This window comes from Pseudomonas sp. ARP3 (genome assembly GCF_001029595.1).
GTDB lineage: Bacteria > Pseudomonadota > Gammaproteobacteria > Pseudomonadales > Pseudomonadaceae > Aquipseudomonas > Aquipseudomonas rhodesiae.
On sequence record NZ_LEKF01000002.1, the window covers coordinates 220,384 to 235,318 of the forward strand.

Genomic DNA, 14,935 nt, shown 5'->3' on the forward strand with positions numbered 1-14,935 from the left:
TGAGCGCGGATTTATTGTGGCGAGCACCCAATCCAAGGAGGTCAATTGCCATCATGAAAGACGCCACCCTCGCCCTGCACCACGGCTTCAAGTCGGACCCGACCACCAAGGCCGTGGCCGTGCCGATCTACCAAAACGTGGCTTTCGAATTCGATAACGCCCAGCACGGGGCCGACCTGTTCAACCTGGATGTGCCCGGCAACATTTACACGCGCATCATGAACCCTACCAATGACGTACTGGAGCAACGTATCGCCGCCCTCGAAGGTGGCATCGCGGGCCTGGCGGTGTCGGCGGGCAGCGCGGCGATTCACTACGCAATCCAGACCCTGACCCGCGCTGGCGACAACATCGTCACCACGCCGCAGCTCTACGGCGGCACCTACACCTTATTCGCCCACCTATTGCCCAGCTTCGGTGTGGACGTGCGGTTCGCCCGGGACGACTCCGCCGAGGCCATTGCCGAGCTGATCGACGACCAGACCAAAGTGGTGTATTGCGAAAGCATCGGCAATCCGGCGGGCAATATCATTGATCTGGAAGCCCTGGCCAAGGTGGCCCACGCCCGAGGCGTGCCGCTGATGGTCGACAATACCGTAGCCACCCCGATCCTGTGCAAACCCATCCAGTTCGGCGCCGATATCGTGGTGCACTCGGTGACCAAGTACATCGGCGGACATGGCAACTCCCTCGGCGGTGTGATCGTCGACAGTGGCACTTTCCCCTGGACCCAGTACCCGGAAAAATTCCCCGGTCTCAACCAGCCCGAGCCGGCTTATCACGGCGTGGTCTACACCGAAAAATTCGGCCCCGCCGCGTTCATCGCCCGCGCGCGTACCGTGCCATTACGCAATACCGGTGCGGCCCTGGCGCCGATGAATGCCTTCCTGTTGCTGCAAGGCTTGGAAACCCTGGCCCTGCGCATGGAACGCCATACCGAGAACGCGCTCAAGGTTGCACAGTTTCTACAGGAGCATGCCGAGGTGGAATGGGTCAGCTACGCGGGCCTGCCAGAACATCCGCACCATGGGCTGGCGCAAAAATACATGCAGGGCAAACCCTCGGCGATCCTGTCTTTCGGCCTGAAGGGTGGCTATGACGCGGGTGTGCGCTTCTACGACGCGCTGCAGATTTTCAAACGTTTGGTGAATATCGGCGACGCCAAATCCCTGGCCTGCCATCCGGCCTCCACCACCCATCGGCAGATGAATGAGCAGGAGCAAGCCAAGGCTGGCGTGAAACCGGAGATGATTCGCCTGTCGGTCGGTATTGAAGCCATTGAAGACCTGATCGACGACTTGCAGCAGGCACTGGCCTCAACTCGCCTCTGAGGCGAGGTAGTCCGTCAGCGCTGCATAGGTCACCGTCGAACCACGAGCGAAGTAAGCGACCTTGTGCTGCAAGGTCGCAGGCGTGAAGGCGGTGTAGAGGTCCGGGCGCTGCTCCTCAAGCCATTGCAGCAGGTTGTCGATCAGGGTTTGCGGCGATTGTTCGGCCAGATGCTCCAGTAACGATGCTGGCACCTGCCACCAGGGGCTGGCCTTGGCGGTAGTAACCGGCCCCGTTGCAACGGCCTGGGGTTGCCCATTGATCAGATAGCGCTGAAACACCGGCAGCACCTGCCCCGCCTCACCGCCCAATTGCCGCAACAGCGGCAAGAACTGCGTGCCGTCCCAAAAGCGCAGGAACACCGGCGGCCCCTCGGGCAGTTTCACTTGGGTCAAGCCTTGCAGATGAGCGAGTACCACGTCCGCCGGGCTGGACGACACCGCCAGCCAACCCCAGTCCTCGGTCTGGGTGTTCGCCACCCAATCGAGAAAGGCGCTGCCGGGCTCGACTTGTGCGAGATAAGGCATAACCTGCGTCCAATCCGCATAAGCCGTGCCCGCCCAGACCGAGCGCGGTCGCGCACCCGCCGCCACACCTTGCCAAGCCTCGAACGGCTGGGCATCGCTGGCATTGCCCAGCACCGCGAACAGTTGCTCATGGGGCTGCAGAGGCCACTGTGCGAGCCAAGCACTGGGCGATAGAGGTTGATCCATTGGGGCGAAACTCCTTGGGTTGAAAAATACTGATCAATGGGGTTGGTGAGTGACATCACACTGGCCGCTCTTGCAGCGTGCACACTCTTCGCAGAACGGCGCGCTGCGCTTCAAACTGGCGATCTGCACGCGGCTCAGAGGCGCCGGGATCACCGCCAGCACCTTGTCCTGCAGCCCGGGCAACAACGGTGCCGCAGCGGGGGCGGGAGCACCACCGAGCTGGATCGCCACACTGCTGAAGATGCCTGCGGCTGACAGGGTGATCGACTGCCCACCGGCCTGGATCGTGACGCTGGCACCCGCATCGATGACGACGCTTTGGCCGGCGCCGATCTGAATCACCTGCTCCGCGCGGACCCGCTGCGAACCGCCGACCGCCAAGTGGTCGTCCTGCTTGAGTTCGGTCAGGCGATTGCCGTGGGTGATGCGCTGCTCTTCTCCCTGCAGCTCATGGTGCGACTCGCCACCCACGGTGATCCGACGCCGGTTATCCACCTGCACCTGCTGGTCATGCAGCACATGCTGGGTCCAATCGCGCTGGGCGCGCAGGTAGATCTCTTCGGCGCCCTTGCGATCCTCAATGCGCAGTTCGTTGTAACCGCCACCACCGGGGCTGCTTTGGCTGCGCAGGATGCTGCGGGTCTTGTCCGCTGGCAGGTTCAGGGGCACCGGCGTCGCGGCATTGGCCAGGCAACCGACCACCACGGGCATGTCCATGTCGCCATTCACAAAGCCGACCAACACTTCCATGCCCACCCGTGGGATCAGCACCGCGCCGTAGCGATCATGGGCCCAGCCGCTGGCGACCCGCAGCCAGCAACTGGAATGCTCGTTATGTTCGCCGTGCCGATCCCAGGCCAATTGCACTTTGACACGGCCGTATTCGTCGCAATGGATTTCACTGTCGGCGGGCCCGGTCACCACCGCGTTCTGGTAACCCGTCATCGGCCTGCGGGGCGCCAAGGGCGGGCGGAAAACTACATCCCAGGGCGTCGCGACGAAGTGGTTGGAGTAACCCTGGCGCATGTCCCCACCCGCCACCTCGGTCACCGCCTCTTCGAGTACCTGGGGTTGGCTGCCCTCGTGAGTGACTTGGGTCACGAGCCACAAGTCGTTCCATTCCTGGCGAGGATGCCCGGCCAGCTTGAGGAAGCGCCCACAGGCCAACGTCGGCTCATCCCCGTTGCCCACGGCGAGGCGATGGTCGCTGCGGTGACGCTCCAAACCGCGCCGTGCCAGGTGCTTACCCTCCACGCGGTCAGTGAAATGGCCGGGGTAACCCTGCTCTTCAAGGCACAGGGTCTGCTGGTCGGACACTGCGCTTTCCAGAGTCAGGCGCGGCTTGCGCCAATCGTAATCGCGCAGGCTCAGCGCCGTGGTGCGGGTTTGCAGTTGTACGGTGAAGCGCTTGATGGCCGGAGTGTCCGCTACCATCCCGGAGCCTGCGGCGTAAGGCGTTGCGTGCTCGGCCTGGGCAAACACGCTCTGGTCGTCGCCAAATACCAGTAAATGGCCTTCGGGCGAATGCCGAAAATGATAATGAATGCCCTGCTCGGCACACAGGCGCTGGATAAATGCCAGGTCGGTCTCGCCGAACTGCACGCAATACTCACGCTCCGGGTACGTACCGCTTAGATGAAATTCGAATCGATCCGCCTGGATGCCTTGCTCTTTGAGCACCTGCGCAACGATCTGCGGCACGCTTTTGTGCTGGAAAATACGCGGATGGGTGCTATGGGCCAGATAAGCCAACTGAGGGACGAGACGAACGCTATAGCGCGTCAGCCGCCGCCCGGAATCGCCCTGCGCCACATGGTCGACCAGGCCATGCACACCGTGGCCCTGATCATCGAAACCCAGATAGGCCTGGCGATGCAGCAAGTTGCCCAGATCCAGGTCCGGCTGTTCGTCGACCAGTTCCAGGTCAAAACGATAGGGTTGGCTGAGTGTTTCCTGACCGTTGAAGCGGTAGACCTTGAGATCGCTGGGCACCCCGTCCAGGGTCAGGGTGAAAGCACTTTGATTGGCAGGCGCGAACATCCGATGTTTCTCTGCGAAGGCTGGGGGGCCGATTCTGCACCAGTGCCCGCGTCTGCCGAGCAGCGCGCGCGTAAATCAGTAAAACCCTACGAACGAGCGTGCGAATCTTCAGTTTGTCCGACCCAATTCACACATAAAAAAGGCCCGCTATCCGTAGGATGCGGGCCTTTCGTTTAACTCATCAGGCGCAGCGCGCCCGGCGAATTACTTGTTGAGGTTGTAGTCTTTTTCCGCCGCATCAAAACGCTCGACCATACCCGCAGTCGGCGCGCCCAGCTTGCTGACGATGTAGATCGCCAGGCTGGCGAAGATGAAGCCAGGGATGATTTCGTACAGACCCAGCAGCGCGAAGTGTTTCCACACAATCACGGTGATCGCACCGACCAGGATGCCGGCCAGAGCGCCATTGCGGGTCATGTGCTTCCAGATCACCGAGATCAGCACCACAGGGCCGAACGCAGCGCCGAAGCCGGCCCAGGCGTAACTCACCAGGCCCAGTACGCGGTTTTCCGGGTTGGCGGCCATGGCGATGGCGATCAAGGCCACCAGCAGCACCATCAAGCGACCGACCCAGACCAGCTCAACCTGGGAGGCGTTTTTACGCAGGAAGGTTTTGTAGAAGTCTTCGGTCAATGCACTGGAGCACACCAGCAGTTGGCAGCTCAAAGTACTCATGACCGCCGCCAGGATGGCCGACAACAGCACGCCCGCAATCCATGGGTTGAACAGCAGCTTGGCCAGCTCGATAAACACACGCTCGTGGTTTTCGGTGACCGGGCCGGCCACTTCCGGGTGCGCCGAGAAGTAAGCAATACCGAAGAAACCCACGGCCACGGTGCCGCCCAGGCACAGGATCATCCAGGTCATGGAGATGCGACGCGCTTTGGCGATCGACTTCACCGAATCCGCCGCCATGAAGCGCGCGAGGATGTGCGGCTGGCCGAAGTAGCCCAGGCCCCAGCCCATCAGCGAAATGATGCCGATGAAGGTGGTGTTCTTGAGCATGTTGAAGTTGTCGGGGTTCTTGGCTTCGATGGCCAGGAACGTGGTGTCGACGCCGCCGGTGGCCAGCAGCACGATGATCGGCGTGAGGATCAGCGCGAAGATCATCAGCGTGGCTTGTACGGTGTCCGTCCAGCTCACCGCAAGGAAACCGCCAACGAAGGTGTAGGCAATGGTCGCTGCGGCACCGGCCCACAGCGCGGTCTCGTAGGACATGCCAAAGGTGCTTTCGAACAGACGGGCGCCGGCCACGATGCCGGAGGCGCAATAGATGGTGAAGAACACCAGGATCACCACCGCGGAGATGATCCGCAGCAGGCCGCTTTTATCTTCGAAGCGGCTGGAGAAGTAGTCGGGCAGCGTCAGGGCGTCGCCGTTGTGTTCGGTCTGTACCCGCAGGCGACCGGCCACGAACAGCCAGTTGAGGTAGGCACCGACGATCAGGCCGATGGCGATCCAGCTTTCCGACAGACCGGACATGTAGATAGCGCCCGGCAGGCCCATCAACAACCAGCCGCTCATATCGGACGCGCCGGCCGACAAGGCAGTGACCACGCTACCGAGGCTGCGACCGCCGAGGATGTAATCGGAAAGGTTATTGGTGGATCGATAGGCCATGAAGCCGATCAGCACCATTGCTGCGATATAGATCACGAACGTGATCAGGGTTGGATTGCTAACGCTCATAAGAAGTGACGCCCTGGCTTTGTTTTTATGTAGCGGCGGTCTGTCAGGCGCCGACCCTTTTGCAAGGGTAGACGAACCCGCGTGCCGCGCATTTATGACTGGCGTTTCCCCAGGAAAGCCGCCAGCCGATGCCCCAAACCCGAAAGCTGGTTGCACCTTGGCCGCGAATGCTATTCAACAAAGCAAATCAGGTGCAACCAGTTTCTCGCGAATAAGTTGCACCTTGAGTGATTTTGCGGAAAACACCCTGTTTTTGCTCCCTTTCGGAGCAAAAACAGCCGATCTCAGAAGCAAATGCACCAACACGCAGCGCATCACGCTGAGGGCTTAATTATTTCCGACGAACCATCGAAAATTTCATTAACAAAATAGGTTGCACCCGGTTGCACCTACGCATGTGCACAGCTAATCTTGCCGCCAGCTAATGCCACTCGGTAGTGGCACCCATGAGGATAAGAAAATGGCGACGACCACCCTTGGGGTCAAACTCGACGACCCGACCCGCGAACGCCTGAAGGCTGCCGCGACCTCCATTGATCGCACGCCGCACTGGCTGATCAAGCAGGCGATTTTCAATTACCTGGAGAAACTGGAGGGTGGTGCAACCCTGACCGAACTCAATGGTTTGAGCAGCAAAGACGCAGACGACGTAGGCGAGGTCCAGACCGACCACGCTCACCAGTGCTTCCTTGAGTTCGCCGAAAGCATCCTGCCGCAGTCCGTACTGCGCGCGTCGATCACCGCCGCTTACCGTCGCCCCGAGCCGGAAGTGGTGCCGATGCTGATCGAACAGGCCCGCCTCCCGGCACCCATGGCCGAGGCCACCAACAAACTGGCCGCCACCATTGCCGAGAAATTGCGCAATCAGAAGAGTGTCGGCGGCCGTGCCGGGATTGTTCAGGGCCTGCTGCAAGAGTTTTCCCTGTCCTCCCAGGAAGGCGTGGCGCTGATGTGCCTGGCCGAAGCGCTGCTGCGCATCCCGGACAAGGGCACCCGCGACGCACTGATCCGCGACAAGATCAGCACCGGCAACTGGCAGCCGCACCTGGGCAACAGCCCGTCGCTGTTCGTCAACGCCGCCACCTGGGGCCTGCTGCTGACCGGCAAACTGGTCTCTACCCATAACGAAGCCGGCCTGACCTCTTCCCTGAGCCGCATCATCGGCAAGAGCGGCGAACCGATGATCCGCAAGGGCGTCGACATGGCCATGCGCTTGATGGGCGAACAGTTCGTCACTGGCGAGACCATCGCCGAAGCGTTAGCCAACGCCAGCAAGTTCGAAGCCAAGGGCTTCCGTTACTCCTACGACATGCTCGGTGAAGCCGCACTCACCGAACACGACGCCCAGAAATATCTGGCCTCGTACGAACAAGCTATTCACTCCATCGGCAAAGCCTCCCACGGCCGTGGAATTTATGAAGGCCCGGGCATCTCCATCAAGCTGTCGGCGCTGCACCCGCGTTACAGCCGTGCGCAGTACGAGCGCGTGATGGACGAGCTGTACCCGCGCCTACTGTCCCTGACCCTGCTGGCCAAGCAATACGACATCGGCCTGAACATCGATGCCGAAGAAGCCGACCGTCTGGAGCTGTCCCTGGATCTGCTGGAACGCCTGTGCTTCGAGCCGCAACTGACCGGCTGGAACGGCATCGGCTTCGTGATCCAGGCTTACCAGAAGCGTTGCCCGTACGTGATCGATTACGTGATCGACCTGGCCCGCCGCAGCCGCCACCGCCTGATGATCCGCCTGGTAAAAGGCGCGTACTGGGACAGCGAAATCAAGCGCGCCCAGGTCGAAGGCCTGGAAGGCTACCCGGTGTACACCCGCAAGGTGTACACCGACGTTTCCTACATCGCTTGCGCGCGCAAACTGCTGTCGGTGCCGGAAGTCATCTACCCGCAGTTCGCCACGCATAACGCCCACACCTTGTCGGCCATTTACCATATCGCCGGTCAGAACTATTACCCCGGCCAGTACGAGTTCCAGTGCCTGCACGGCATGGGCGAACCGCTGTACGAGCAGGTAGTCGGCAAGGTTGCCGACGGCAAGCTGAACCGTCCGTGCCGCGTCTACGCCCCGGTCGGCACCCATGAAACACTCTTGGCCTACCTGGTACGTCGCCTGTTGGAAAACGGCGCGAACACCTCGTTCGTCAACCGCATCGCCGACCAGTCGATTTCGATCCAGGAACTGGTGGCCGACCCAGTGGCCAGCATCGAGCAAATGGCGACGGTGGAAGGCGGCTTCGGCTTGCCGCACCCACGCATTCCGCTGCCGCGCGACCTGTATGGCAGCGACCGCGCCAACTCGGCCGGTATCGACCTGGCCAACGAACACCGCCTGGCCTCGTTGTCCTGCGCCCTGCTGGCCACCGCCCACAACAACTGGAAAGCCGCACCGATGCTTGGTTGCGCGTCCAGCGAGCAAACGTCGACCGCGGTATTGAACCCATCCGACCTGCGCGATGTGGTCGGTCAGGTTCAGGAAGCCACTGTCGAAGACGTCGACAACGCCATCCAATGCGCGATCAATGCCGGCCCGATCTGGCAGGCCACCCCGCCGGCCGAGCGCGCCGCGATTCTGGAACGCGCCGCCGACCTGATGGAAGGCGAGATCCAGCCATTGATGGGGCTGCTGGCCCGCGAAGCCGGCAAGACCTTTGCCAACGCCATCGCCGAAGTGCGTGAAGCCGTGGACTTCCTGCGCTACTACGCGGTGCAGGCGCGCAACGATTTCACCAACGACGCCCACCGCCCACTGGGCCCGGTGGTGTGCATCAGCCCGTGGAACTTCCCGCTGGCGATCTTCAGTGGTCAAGTCGCCGCGGCACTGGCCGCCGGCAACCCGGTACTGGCCAAACCTGCCGAGCAAACCCCGCTGGTGGCAGCCCAGGCCGTGCGCATCCTGCTGGAAGCCGGTATTCCGGAAGGCGTGCTGCAACTGCTGCCGGGCCAGGGCGAAACCGTCGGTGCCCGCCTGGTGGGTGATGATCGCGTCAAAGGCGTGATGTTCACCGGTTCCACCGAAGTGGCGCGCCTGCTGCAGCGCAATGTGGCCGGGCGTCTGGATGCCCAGGGTCGTCCGATTCCGCTGATCGCCGAAACCGGTGGCCAGAACGCGATGATCGTCGACTCCTCCGCACTCACTGAACAAGTAGTGATCGATGTGGTGTCGTCGGCCTTCGACAGCGCCGGTCAGCGTTGCTCGGCCCTGCGCGTGCTGTGCCTGCAGGAAGACTCCGCAGACCGCGTCATCGAAATGCTCAAAGGAGCCATGGCTGAATGCCGCCTGGGCAACCCGGAGCGCTTGTCCGTGGACATCGGCCCGGTGATCGACGCCGAAGCCAAGGCCGGCATCGAGAAGCACATCCAGGCCATGCGCGACAAAGGCCGCAACGTGTACCAGGTGGCGATCGCCGACGCCGAAGAAATCAAGCGCGGCACCTTTGTGATGCCCACCCTGATCGAACTGGAAAGCTTCGACGAGCTGCAACGCGAGATCTTCGGCCCGGTACTGCACGTAGTCCGCTACAAGCGTAAAGAGATCGACCAGTTGATCGGCCAGATCAATGCGTCCGGCTACGGCCTGACCCTGGGTGTGCACACGCGCATCGACGAGACCATCGCCAAAGTGATCGACAACGTTCACGCCGGTAACGTCTACGTCAACCGCAACATCGTGGGTGCTGTGGTCGGCGTGCAGCCGTTCGGCGGCGAAGGCCTGTCGGGGACTGGCCCGAAAGCCGGTGGCCCGCTGTATCTGTACCGTTTGCTGTCGACTCGTCCTACCGATGCAATCGAGCAATCCTTCGTTCGCGCCGACAAGTTGGCGGCGCCGGACGTACGTCTGCGCGATGCCATGAGCCAACCGCTGACAGCCCTTAAAGCCTGGGCCGACAGCCAAAAGTTCAGCGAGCTGAGCGTGCTGTGCAGCCAGTTCGCCGCGCAATCGCAAAGCGGTATCACCCGCCAACTGACGGGCCCGACCGGCGAGCGCAACAGCTACGCCATCCTGCCCCGCGAGCATGTGCTGTGCCTGGCGGACGTGGAAGGTGACCTGCTGACTCAGTTGGCTGCGGTACTGGCGGTGGGTGGCTCGGCGGTATGGCCGGAAACCGACCTGACCAAAGCCTTGTTCCCACGCCTGCCGAAAGACATTCAGGCGAAGATCAAGCGCGTGGCCGATTGGACCAAGGACGATGTGGTGTTCGATGCCGTTCTGCACCACGGCGACTCTGACCAATTGCGCGCGGTGTGCCAGCAAGTGGCGCAGCGTGGTGGGGCGATCGTCGGCGTGCATGGTTTGTCCCAGGGCGAAACTTCCATTGCGTTGGAGCGCCTGGTGATCGAGCGAGCGTTGAGCGTCAACACCGCTGCGGCGGGCGGTAACGCCAGCCTGATGACCATCGGCTAACCCTGAAAGAAATACCGCTAGACATTGTGGGAGGGGGCTTGCCCCCGATAGTGGAGTATCAGTCAGTACCTCGGGCACTGACACACTGCTATCGGGGGCAAGCCCCCTCCCACATTCTGCCGCTCCATCACTTAGATCAATCTTGCTATTCACCCTTAATTCGCACGCTTAGACTCGGGCCAATTCCTCTAAAGGTAATCCGCCATGTCCGAGACGCTGCTCAGTTCCCGCAATCTGGCTTTCGAGCTGTACGAAGTCCTCGATGCCGAGGGCCTGACCCAGCGTGAGCGGTTTGCCGAGCACAACCGCGAAACCTTCGATGCGGCCATCAGCACCGCGCGCAGCATCGCCGAAAAGTACTTCGCGCCCCATAACCGTAAAAACGACGAAAACGAACCGCGCTACGAGGACGGCAAGGCCATCCTGATCCCGGAGGTCAAACCGGCCGTGGATGCGTTTCTGGAGGCCGGTTTTCTCAACGCGGCGCGTAGCTTCGAGGCCGGCGGCATGCAATTGCCGACCCTGCTGTCCCAAGCCTGTTTTGCGCACTTTCAGTCGGCCAACGCGGCGTCCACGTCGTATCCGTTCCTGACCATGGGCGCGGCCAACCTGATCGAAAGCTTCGGTACTGAAGAGCAGAAACAGCGCTTCTTGCAGCCCATGATCGAGGGGCGCTTCTTCGGCACCATGGCGTTGACCGAGCCCCATGCAGGCTCGTCGCTGTCGGATATTCGTACACGCGCCGAGCCCGCGGCCGACGGCACCTATCGCCTCAAAGGCAACAAGATCTTTATTTCCGGCGGCGATCATCCGTTGTCGGAAAACATCGTGCACATGGTGCTGGCCAAGTTGCCGGATGCGCCGCCGGGGGTGAAGGGCATTTCGCTGTTTATCGTGCCTAAATTCCTGGTCAACGACGACGGTAGCCTGGGCGCGCGTAACGATGTGTTGCTGGCGGGGCTATTTCACAAGATGGGCTGGCGTGGCACCACGTCCACGGCGCTGAATTTCGGCGACAACGGCAACTGCGTGGGCTATTTGGTGGGCAAGCCGCACCAGGGCCTGAGCTGCATGTTCCAGATGATGAACGAGGCGCGCATCGGCGTGGGCATGGGCGCGGTGATGCTCGGCTACGCCGGCTACCTGTACTCGCTGGAATACGCCCGCGAACGCCCGCAAGGTCGTCTACCTGACAGTAAAGATCCTACGACTGCGCCGGTCTCGATCATTCAGCACGCGGACATCAAGCGCATGCTGCTGACGCAAAAATCCTACGTGGAAGGTGCCTTCGATCTGGGCCTCTACGCGGCGCGCTTGTTCGATGACACCACCACCCTGGCCGATGAAGCGGAACGCAAACAGGCCCACGAATTGCTGGACCTGCTCACCCCTATCGTCAAATCCTGGCCATCGGAGTTCTGCCTCAAGGCCAACGAGCTGGCGATCCAGATTCTCGGCGGCCACGGCTACACTCGTGAATACCCGGTGGAGCAATACTACCGTGATAACCGTTTGAACCCGATCCACGAGGGCACCCATGGCATCCAATCCCTGGACTTGCTGGGGCGCAAGCTGGCGCAGAACGGCGGCGCGGGGCTCAAGCAACTGATCCGCCTGATCGCCGACACCGGCGCGCGGGCCCAGCAGTACCCGTCACTCACCGCGTTGCGTGAACCGCTGGACCACCTGCTTAACAGACTGCAAAGCGTCACCCTCGGTTTGTTGACGGATCTCGGCCAAGGCAAGGTCAACAGCAGCCTGGCGAACTCGGCGCTGTACTTGAAGGTGTTCGGGCATACGGTGATTGGCTGGCGCTGGCTGGAACAAGCGATTCGCGCCGAAGAAGGACTGGCCAAGGGCAATGCAGCGGATGCAGGGTTCTATAAAGGCAAGCTCCAGGCCGCCCGGTACTTCCTGACCTGGGAAGTACCGAGCTGCCATCATGAACTGGCGATTCTGGAAGCACGGGACGATACGTGCCTGGGGATGCAGGATGAATGGTTCTAAGGCTGGATCGCCTTGGAAATCACCTCGACCGTGGCGCTGACTTGCTCTTGGTAACGGTCGAGTTCCTGCTGATGAGCCTGCTGCATTTCGATCTGCTCGGCGCACAGGTTCAGCGCCGCCAGCACCAGTAATTTGTCACCGATCAGGGTCGGGTACTTTTTCTTGGTGGTGGCCAGGGAAGCCTTGAGCATGGTCACGGCGTGCATCAGGGTTTTGTCTTCCCCGGGCGGCGCCTTGATCGAGTAATCCTCTCCGAGAATCGAAACGACCTTTATCCCTTCGTTCATGCGCCCACAGGACCTGCGCTCACGCGCTCAACCAATGCCTGAATACGCGCGGCAGTAGCACCGTGTTTTTCTTCCTGCTCCATCAGGTTCAGTTGCAGGCTGTCGTTTTCATCCTTGGCGCGGGCAAGTTCTGCCTTGAGGGATTCATTGCTGCCCAGCAGGTCCTGGTTTTGCTGTACCAGGTCATTGACCAGTTGTTCCAATTGGCTGAGGGATGCTTCTAACATTTTGATTTCTCGAGCGTTTTAAAAGGGCGGTGACGATAAAGAAAATTCACCTCGGATGCCAGGCTTATCCCCGGCGCGCAGCCCGGTTCTTCAGGGTGGAGCCACGCTTTCGAGCCTTAGTGACTGCATTTCCCCCATCTGGTTCCTGAATCCGCTAACCCCTCGTCAGGTGCGACAAAAACCCAAGGCACTCTTCAGTGCTTTGGTCGTACCACCGATAGCGATGCAAGCTCGTTCATCACAGAAGCTAGCCAGTTTTTTTGTGGTGAGCAGGCTTGCCCTGCGCTGGGCCGCGAAGCGCCCCCTTGGATTTGTCGGTGAACCTGTCGGGGCGGCAACCCCCCTTCCACATTTAAACGCCATGAAAAGCTTTTTGACAGGGCGGCAATTCAACAGGTTAGAATCCCTGGCACGCAGACTGCATGGTCAGTTTGCGCCCCGTCTTTTTGTATCTACTCATGGAGTACTGCCTTTGAATGCGACGACCATCAACAGCCTGTTCTTGATCGGCGCGTTGCTGGTGAGTGCGAGCATTCTGGTGAGTTCTCTTTCGTCACGCCTGGGCATCCCGATTCTGGTGATTATCCTGGCCGTGGGCATGGTCGCCGGCGTCGACGGCGGCGGCATCATCTTCGACAACTATCCGACCGCCTACCTGGTGGGCAACCTCGCATTGGCCGTGATCCTGCTCGACGGCGGCTTGCGAACCCGAGTGGCGAGTTTCCGCGTGGCGCTGTGGCCGGCCTTGTCGCTGGCCACGGTGGGGGTGTTGATTACCACCGGCCTCACCGGCATGGCGGCGGCCTGGCTGTTCAACCTCAACATTATCCAAGGCTTGCTGATCGGCGCGATTGTCGGCTCCACGGACGCCGCGGCGGTGTTCTCGCTGCTGGGCGGCAAGGGCTTGAACGAACGGGTCAGCGCCAGTCTGGAAATCGAATCCGGCAGTAACGACCCAATGGCGGTGTTTCTCACCGTTACCCTGATCGACATGCTCGCCAGTGGCCAGACCGGCCTGCACTGGAGCCTACTGACCCATCTGGTGCGCGAATTCGGCATCGGCGGCCTGGTCGGATTGGGCGGCGGCTGGCTGATGTTGCAGATGGTCAATCGCATCAACCTGGCCACTGGCCTCTATCCGATTCTGGTGATCGCCGGCGGCCTGTTCGTCTTTGCCCTGACCAACGCCTTCCACGGCAGCGGCTTCCTCGCCGTGTACCTGTGCGGCCTGGTGATCGGCAACCGCCCGGTGCGCAGCCGTCACGGCATCTTGCATATGCTCGATGGCATGGCTTGGCTGGCGCAGATCGGCATGTTCCTGGTGCTGGGCCTGCTGGTCACGCCCCACGATCTGCTGCCCATCGCCCTGCCGGCCCTGGGCCTGGCGCTGTGGATGATCCTCCTCGCGCGACCGTTGTCGGTGATGGTCGGCCTGCTGCCCTTCAAGGCCTTCCACGGCCGTGAAAAAGCCTTTATCGCCTGGGTCGGCCTGCGCGGCGCGGTGCCGATCATTCTGGCGGTGTTCCCGTTGATGGCTGGCCTGCCCCATGCCCAGCTGTATTTCAACCTGGCGTTCTTTATCGTGCTGGTGTCGCTGCTGGTACAGGGCACGAGCCTGCCGTGGGTGGCCAAGCTGCTTAAAGTCACAGTGCCGCCGGACCCGGCGCCGATCTCCCGCGCGGCGCTGGAAGTGCATGTCACCAGCGAGTGGGAGCTGTTCGTCTACCGCCTGGGCGCGGAGAAATGGTGCATCGGCGCGGCCCTGCGCGAGCTGAAAATGCCCGAAGGCACGCGCATCGCCGCCCTGTTTCGTGGCCAGCAACTGCTCCATCCGTCGGGTAGTACGGTGCTGGAAGTCGATGATCTGCTCTGCGTAATCGGCCACGAACACAACCTGCCAGCCCTGGGCAAACTGTTCAGCCAGGCGCCGCAGCGTGGTCTGGACCTACGCTTCTTCGGCGATTTCGTGTTGGAAGGCGACGCCCAGCTAGGCGCGGTGTCGGCGCTGTATGGCCTCAAGCTCGAAGGTATCGACCCGGATACGCCGCTGAGCCAGTTCATCACCCAAAAGGTCGGGGGCGCCCCGGTGGTGGGCGACCAGGTGGAGTGGAACAACACCATCTGGACCGTCGCGGTCATGGACGGGAACAAGATCGGCAAAGTTGGCGTCAGATTCCCCGAAGGAAGTCGCCCGGGCCCCGGACTCTTCCTCTAAACTGCGGGGCGACA

General features: G+C 61.4%; 9 protein-coding genes. 4 read left to right on the forward strand and 5 right to left on the reverse strand.

Annotated elements, in window-relative coordinates:
- Positions 1-53 precede the first annotated feature (53 nt).
- Positions 54-1,331 (forward strand): O-acetylhomoserine aminocarboxypropyltransferase/cysteine synthase family protein, encoded by a 1,278-nt coding sequence (locus ABX75_RS02825; protein WP_034095548.1) that lies wholly within the window; start codon positions 54-56, stop codon positions 1,329-1,331.
- Here the strand turns inward: ABX75_RS02825 and ABX75_RS02830 are convergent.
- The 3 genes from ABX75_RS02830 to putP all read right to left on the reverse strand — a co-directional run bounded on the left by ABX75_RS02830 (position 1,317) and on the right by putP (position 5,771).
- Positions 1,317-2,042 carry a DUF4123 domain-containing protein gene (locus ABX75_RS02830; RefSeq protein ID WP_047881428.1) on the reverse strand — a complete coding sequence of 242 codons (726 nt, stop codon included), beginning with the start codon at positions 2,040-2,042 and terminating at the stop codon, positions 1,317-1,319. The genes ABX75_RS02825 and ABX75_RS02830 overlap by 15 nt on opposite strands.
- 33 nt (positions 2,043-2,075) lie before the next feature.
- A complete protein-coding gene (locus tag ABX75_RS02835) occupies positions 2,076-4,082 on the reverse strand; it encodes a type VI secretion system tip protein VgrG (protein WP_047881429.1) in 2,007 nt (668 codons plus the stop codon).
- A 204-nt stretch (positions 4,083-4,286) separates the two neighbouring features.
- Positions 4,287-5,771, reverse strand: a complete 1,485-nt coding sequence (putP, locus tag ABX75_RS02840; RefSeq protein ID WP_034095545.1) for a sodium/proline symporter PutP — start codon at positions 5,769-5,771, stop codon at positions 4,287-4,289.
- 460 nt (positions 5,772-6,231) lie between these two features.
- On the opposite strand from putP, the gene putA reads away from it, so the two are divergent.
- Entirely contained in the window at positions 6,232-10,185 is a 3,954-nt protein-coding gene (putA, locus tag ABX75_RS02845; protein ID WP_034095544.1) for a trifunctional transcriptional regulator/proline dehydrogenase/L-glutamate gamma-semialdehyde dehydrogenase, read from the forward strand.
- Between the two features lie 204 nt (positions 10,186-10,389).
- The gene (locus tag ABX75_RS02850) at positions 10,390-12,192 is read left to right on the forward strand and encodes an acyl-CoA dehydrogenase (RefSeq protein WP_047881430.1); all 1,803 of its coding nucleotides are present in this window, start codon (positions 10,390-10,392) and stop codon (positions 12,190-12,192) included.
- On the opposite strand, the gene ABX75_RS02855 is transcribed toward ABX75_RS02850, so the two are convergent.
- On the reverse strand, positions 12,189-12,479 hold the full coding sequence (locus ABX75_RS02855; RefSeq protein WP_034111467.1) for a cell division protein ZapA: 291 nt from the start codon (positions 12,477-12,479) through the stop codon (positions 12,189-12,191). The two genes, ABX75_RS02850 and ABX75_RS02855, sit on opposite strands and share 4 nt — an antisense overlap.
- A complete protein-coding gene (locus ABX75_RS02860) occupies positions 12,476-12,706 on the reverse strand; it encodes a hypothetical protein (RefSeq protein WP_034095541.1) in 231 nt (76 codons plus the stop codon). The genes ABX75_RS02855 and ABX75_RS02860 overlap by 4 nt, the downstream gene beginning before the upstream one ends.
- 472 nt (positions 12,707-13,178) lie before the next feature.
- Here ABX75_RS02860 and ABX75_RS02865 point away from each other — a divergent pair, with 472 nt between their 5' ends.
- Positions 13,179-14,921, forward strand: coding sequence for a potassium/proton antiporter (locus tag ABX75_RS02865; protein ID WP_034111465.1), 1,743 nt, complete (start codon positions 13,179-13,181; stop codon positions 14,919-14,921).
- Positions 14,922-14,935: the final 14 nt, after the last annotated feature.

What these genes read in the sequence shown, in the direction of transcription:
- ABX75_RS02855 (WP_034111467.1), bottom strand. Translation starts at nt 12,479, where the DNA reads ATGAACGAAGGGATAAAGGTCGTTTCGATTCTCGGAGAGGATTACTCG.
- ABX75_RS02860 (WP_034095541.1), bottom strand. Translation starts at nt 12,706, where the DNA reads ATGTTAGAAGCATCCCTCAGCCAATTGGAACAACTGGTCAATGACCTG.
- ABX75_RS02835 (WP_047881429.1), bottom strand. Translation starts at nt 4,082, where the DNA reads ATGTTCGCGCCTGCCAATCAAAGTGCTTTCACCCTGACCCTGGACGGG.
- ABX75_RS02830 (WP_047881428.1), bottom strand. Translation starts at nt 2,042, where the DNA reads ATGGATCAACCTCTATCGCCCAGTGCTTGGCTCGCACAGTGGCCTCTG.
- putP (WP_034095545.1), bottom strand. Translation starts at nt 5,771, where the DNA reads ATGAGCGTTAGCAATCCAACCCTGATCACGTTCGTGATCTATATCGCA.
- putA (WP_034095544.1), top strand. Translation starts at nt 6,232, where the DNA reads ATGGCGACGACCACCCTTGGGGTCAAACTCGACGACCCGACCCGCGAA.
- ABX75_RS02825 (WP_034095548.1), top strand. Translation starts at nt 54, where the DNA reads ATGAAAGACGCCACCCTCGCCCTGCACCACGGCTTCAAGTCGGACCCG.
- ABX75_RS02850 (WP_047881430.1), top strand. Translation starts at nt 10,390, where the DNA reads ATGTCCGAGACGCTGCTCAGTTCCCGCAATCTGGCTTTCGAGCTGTAC.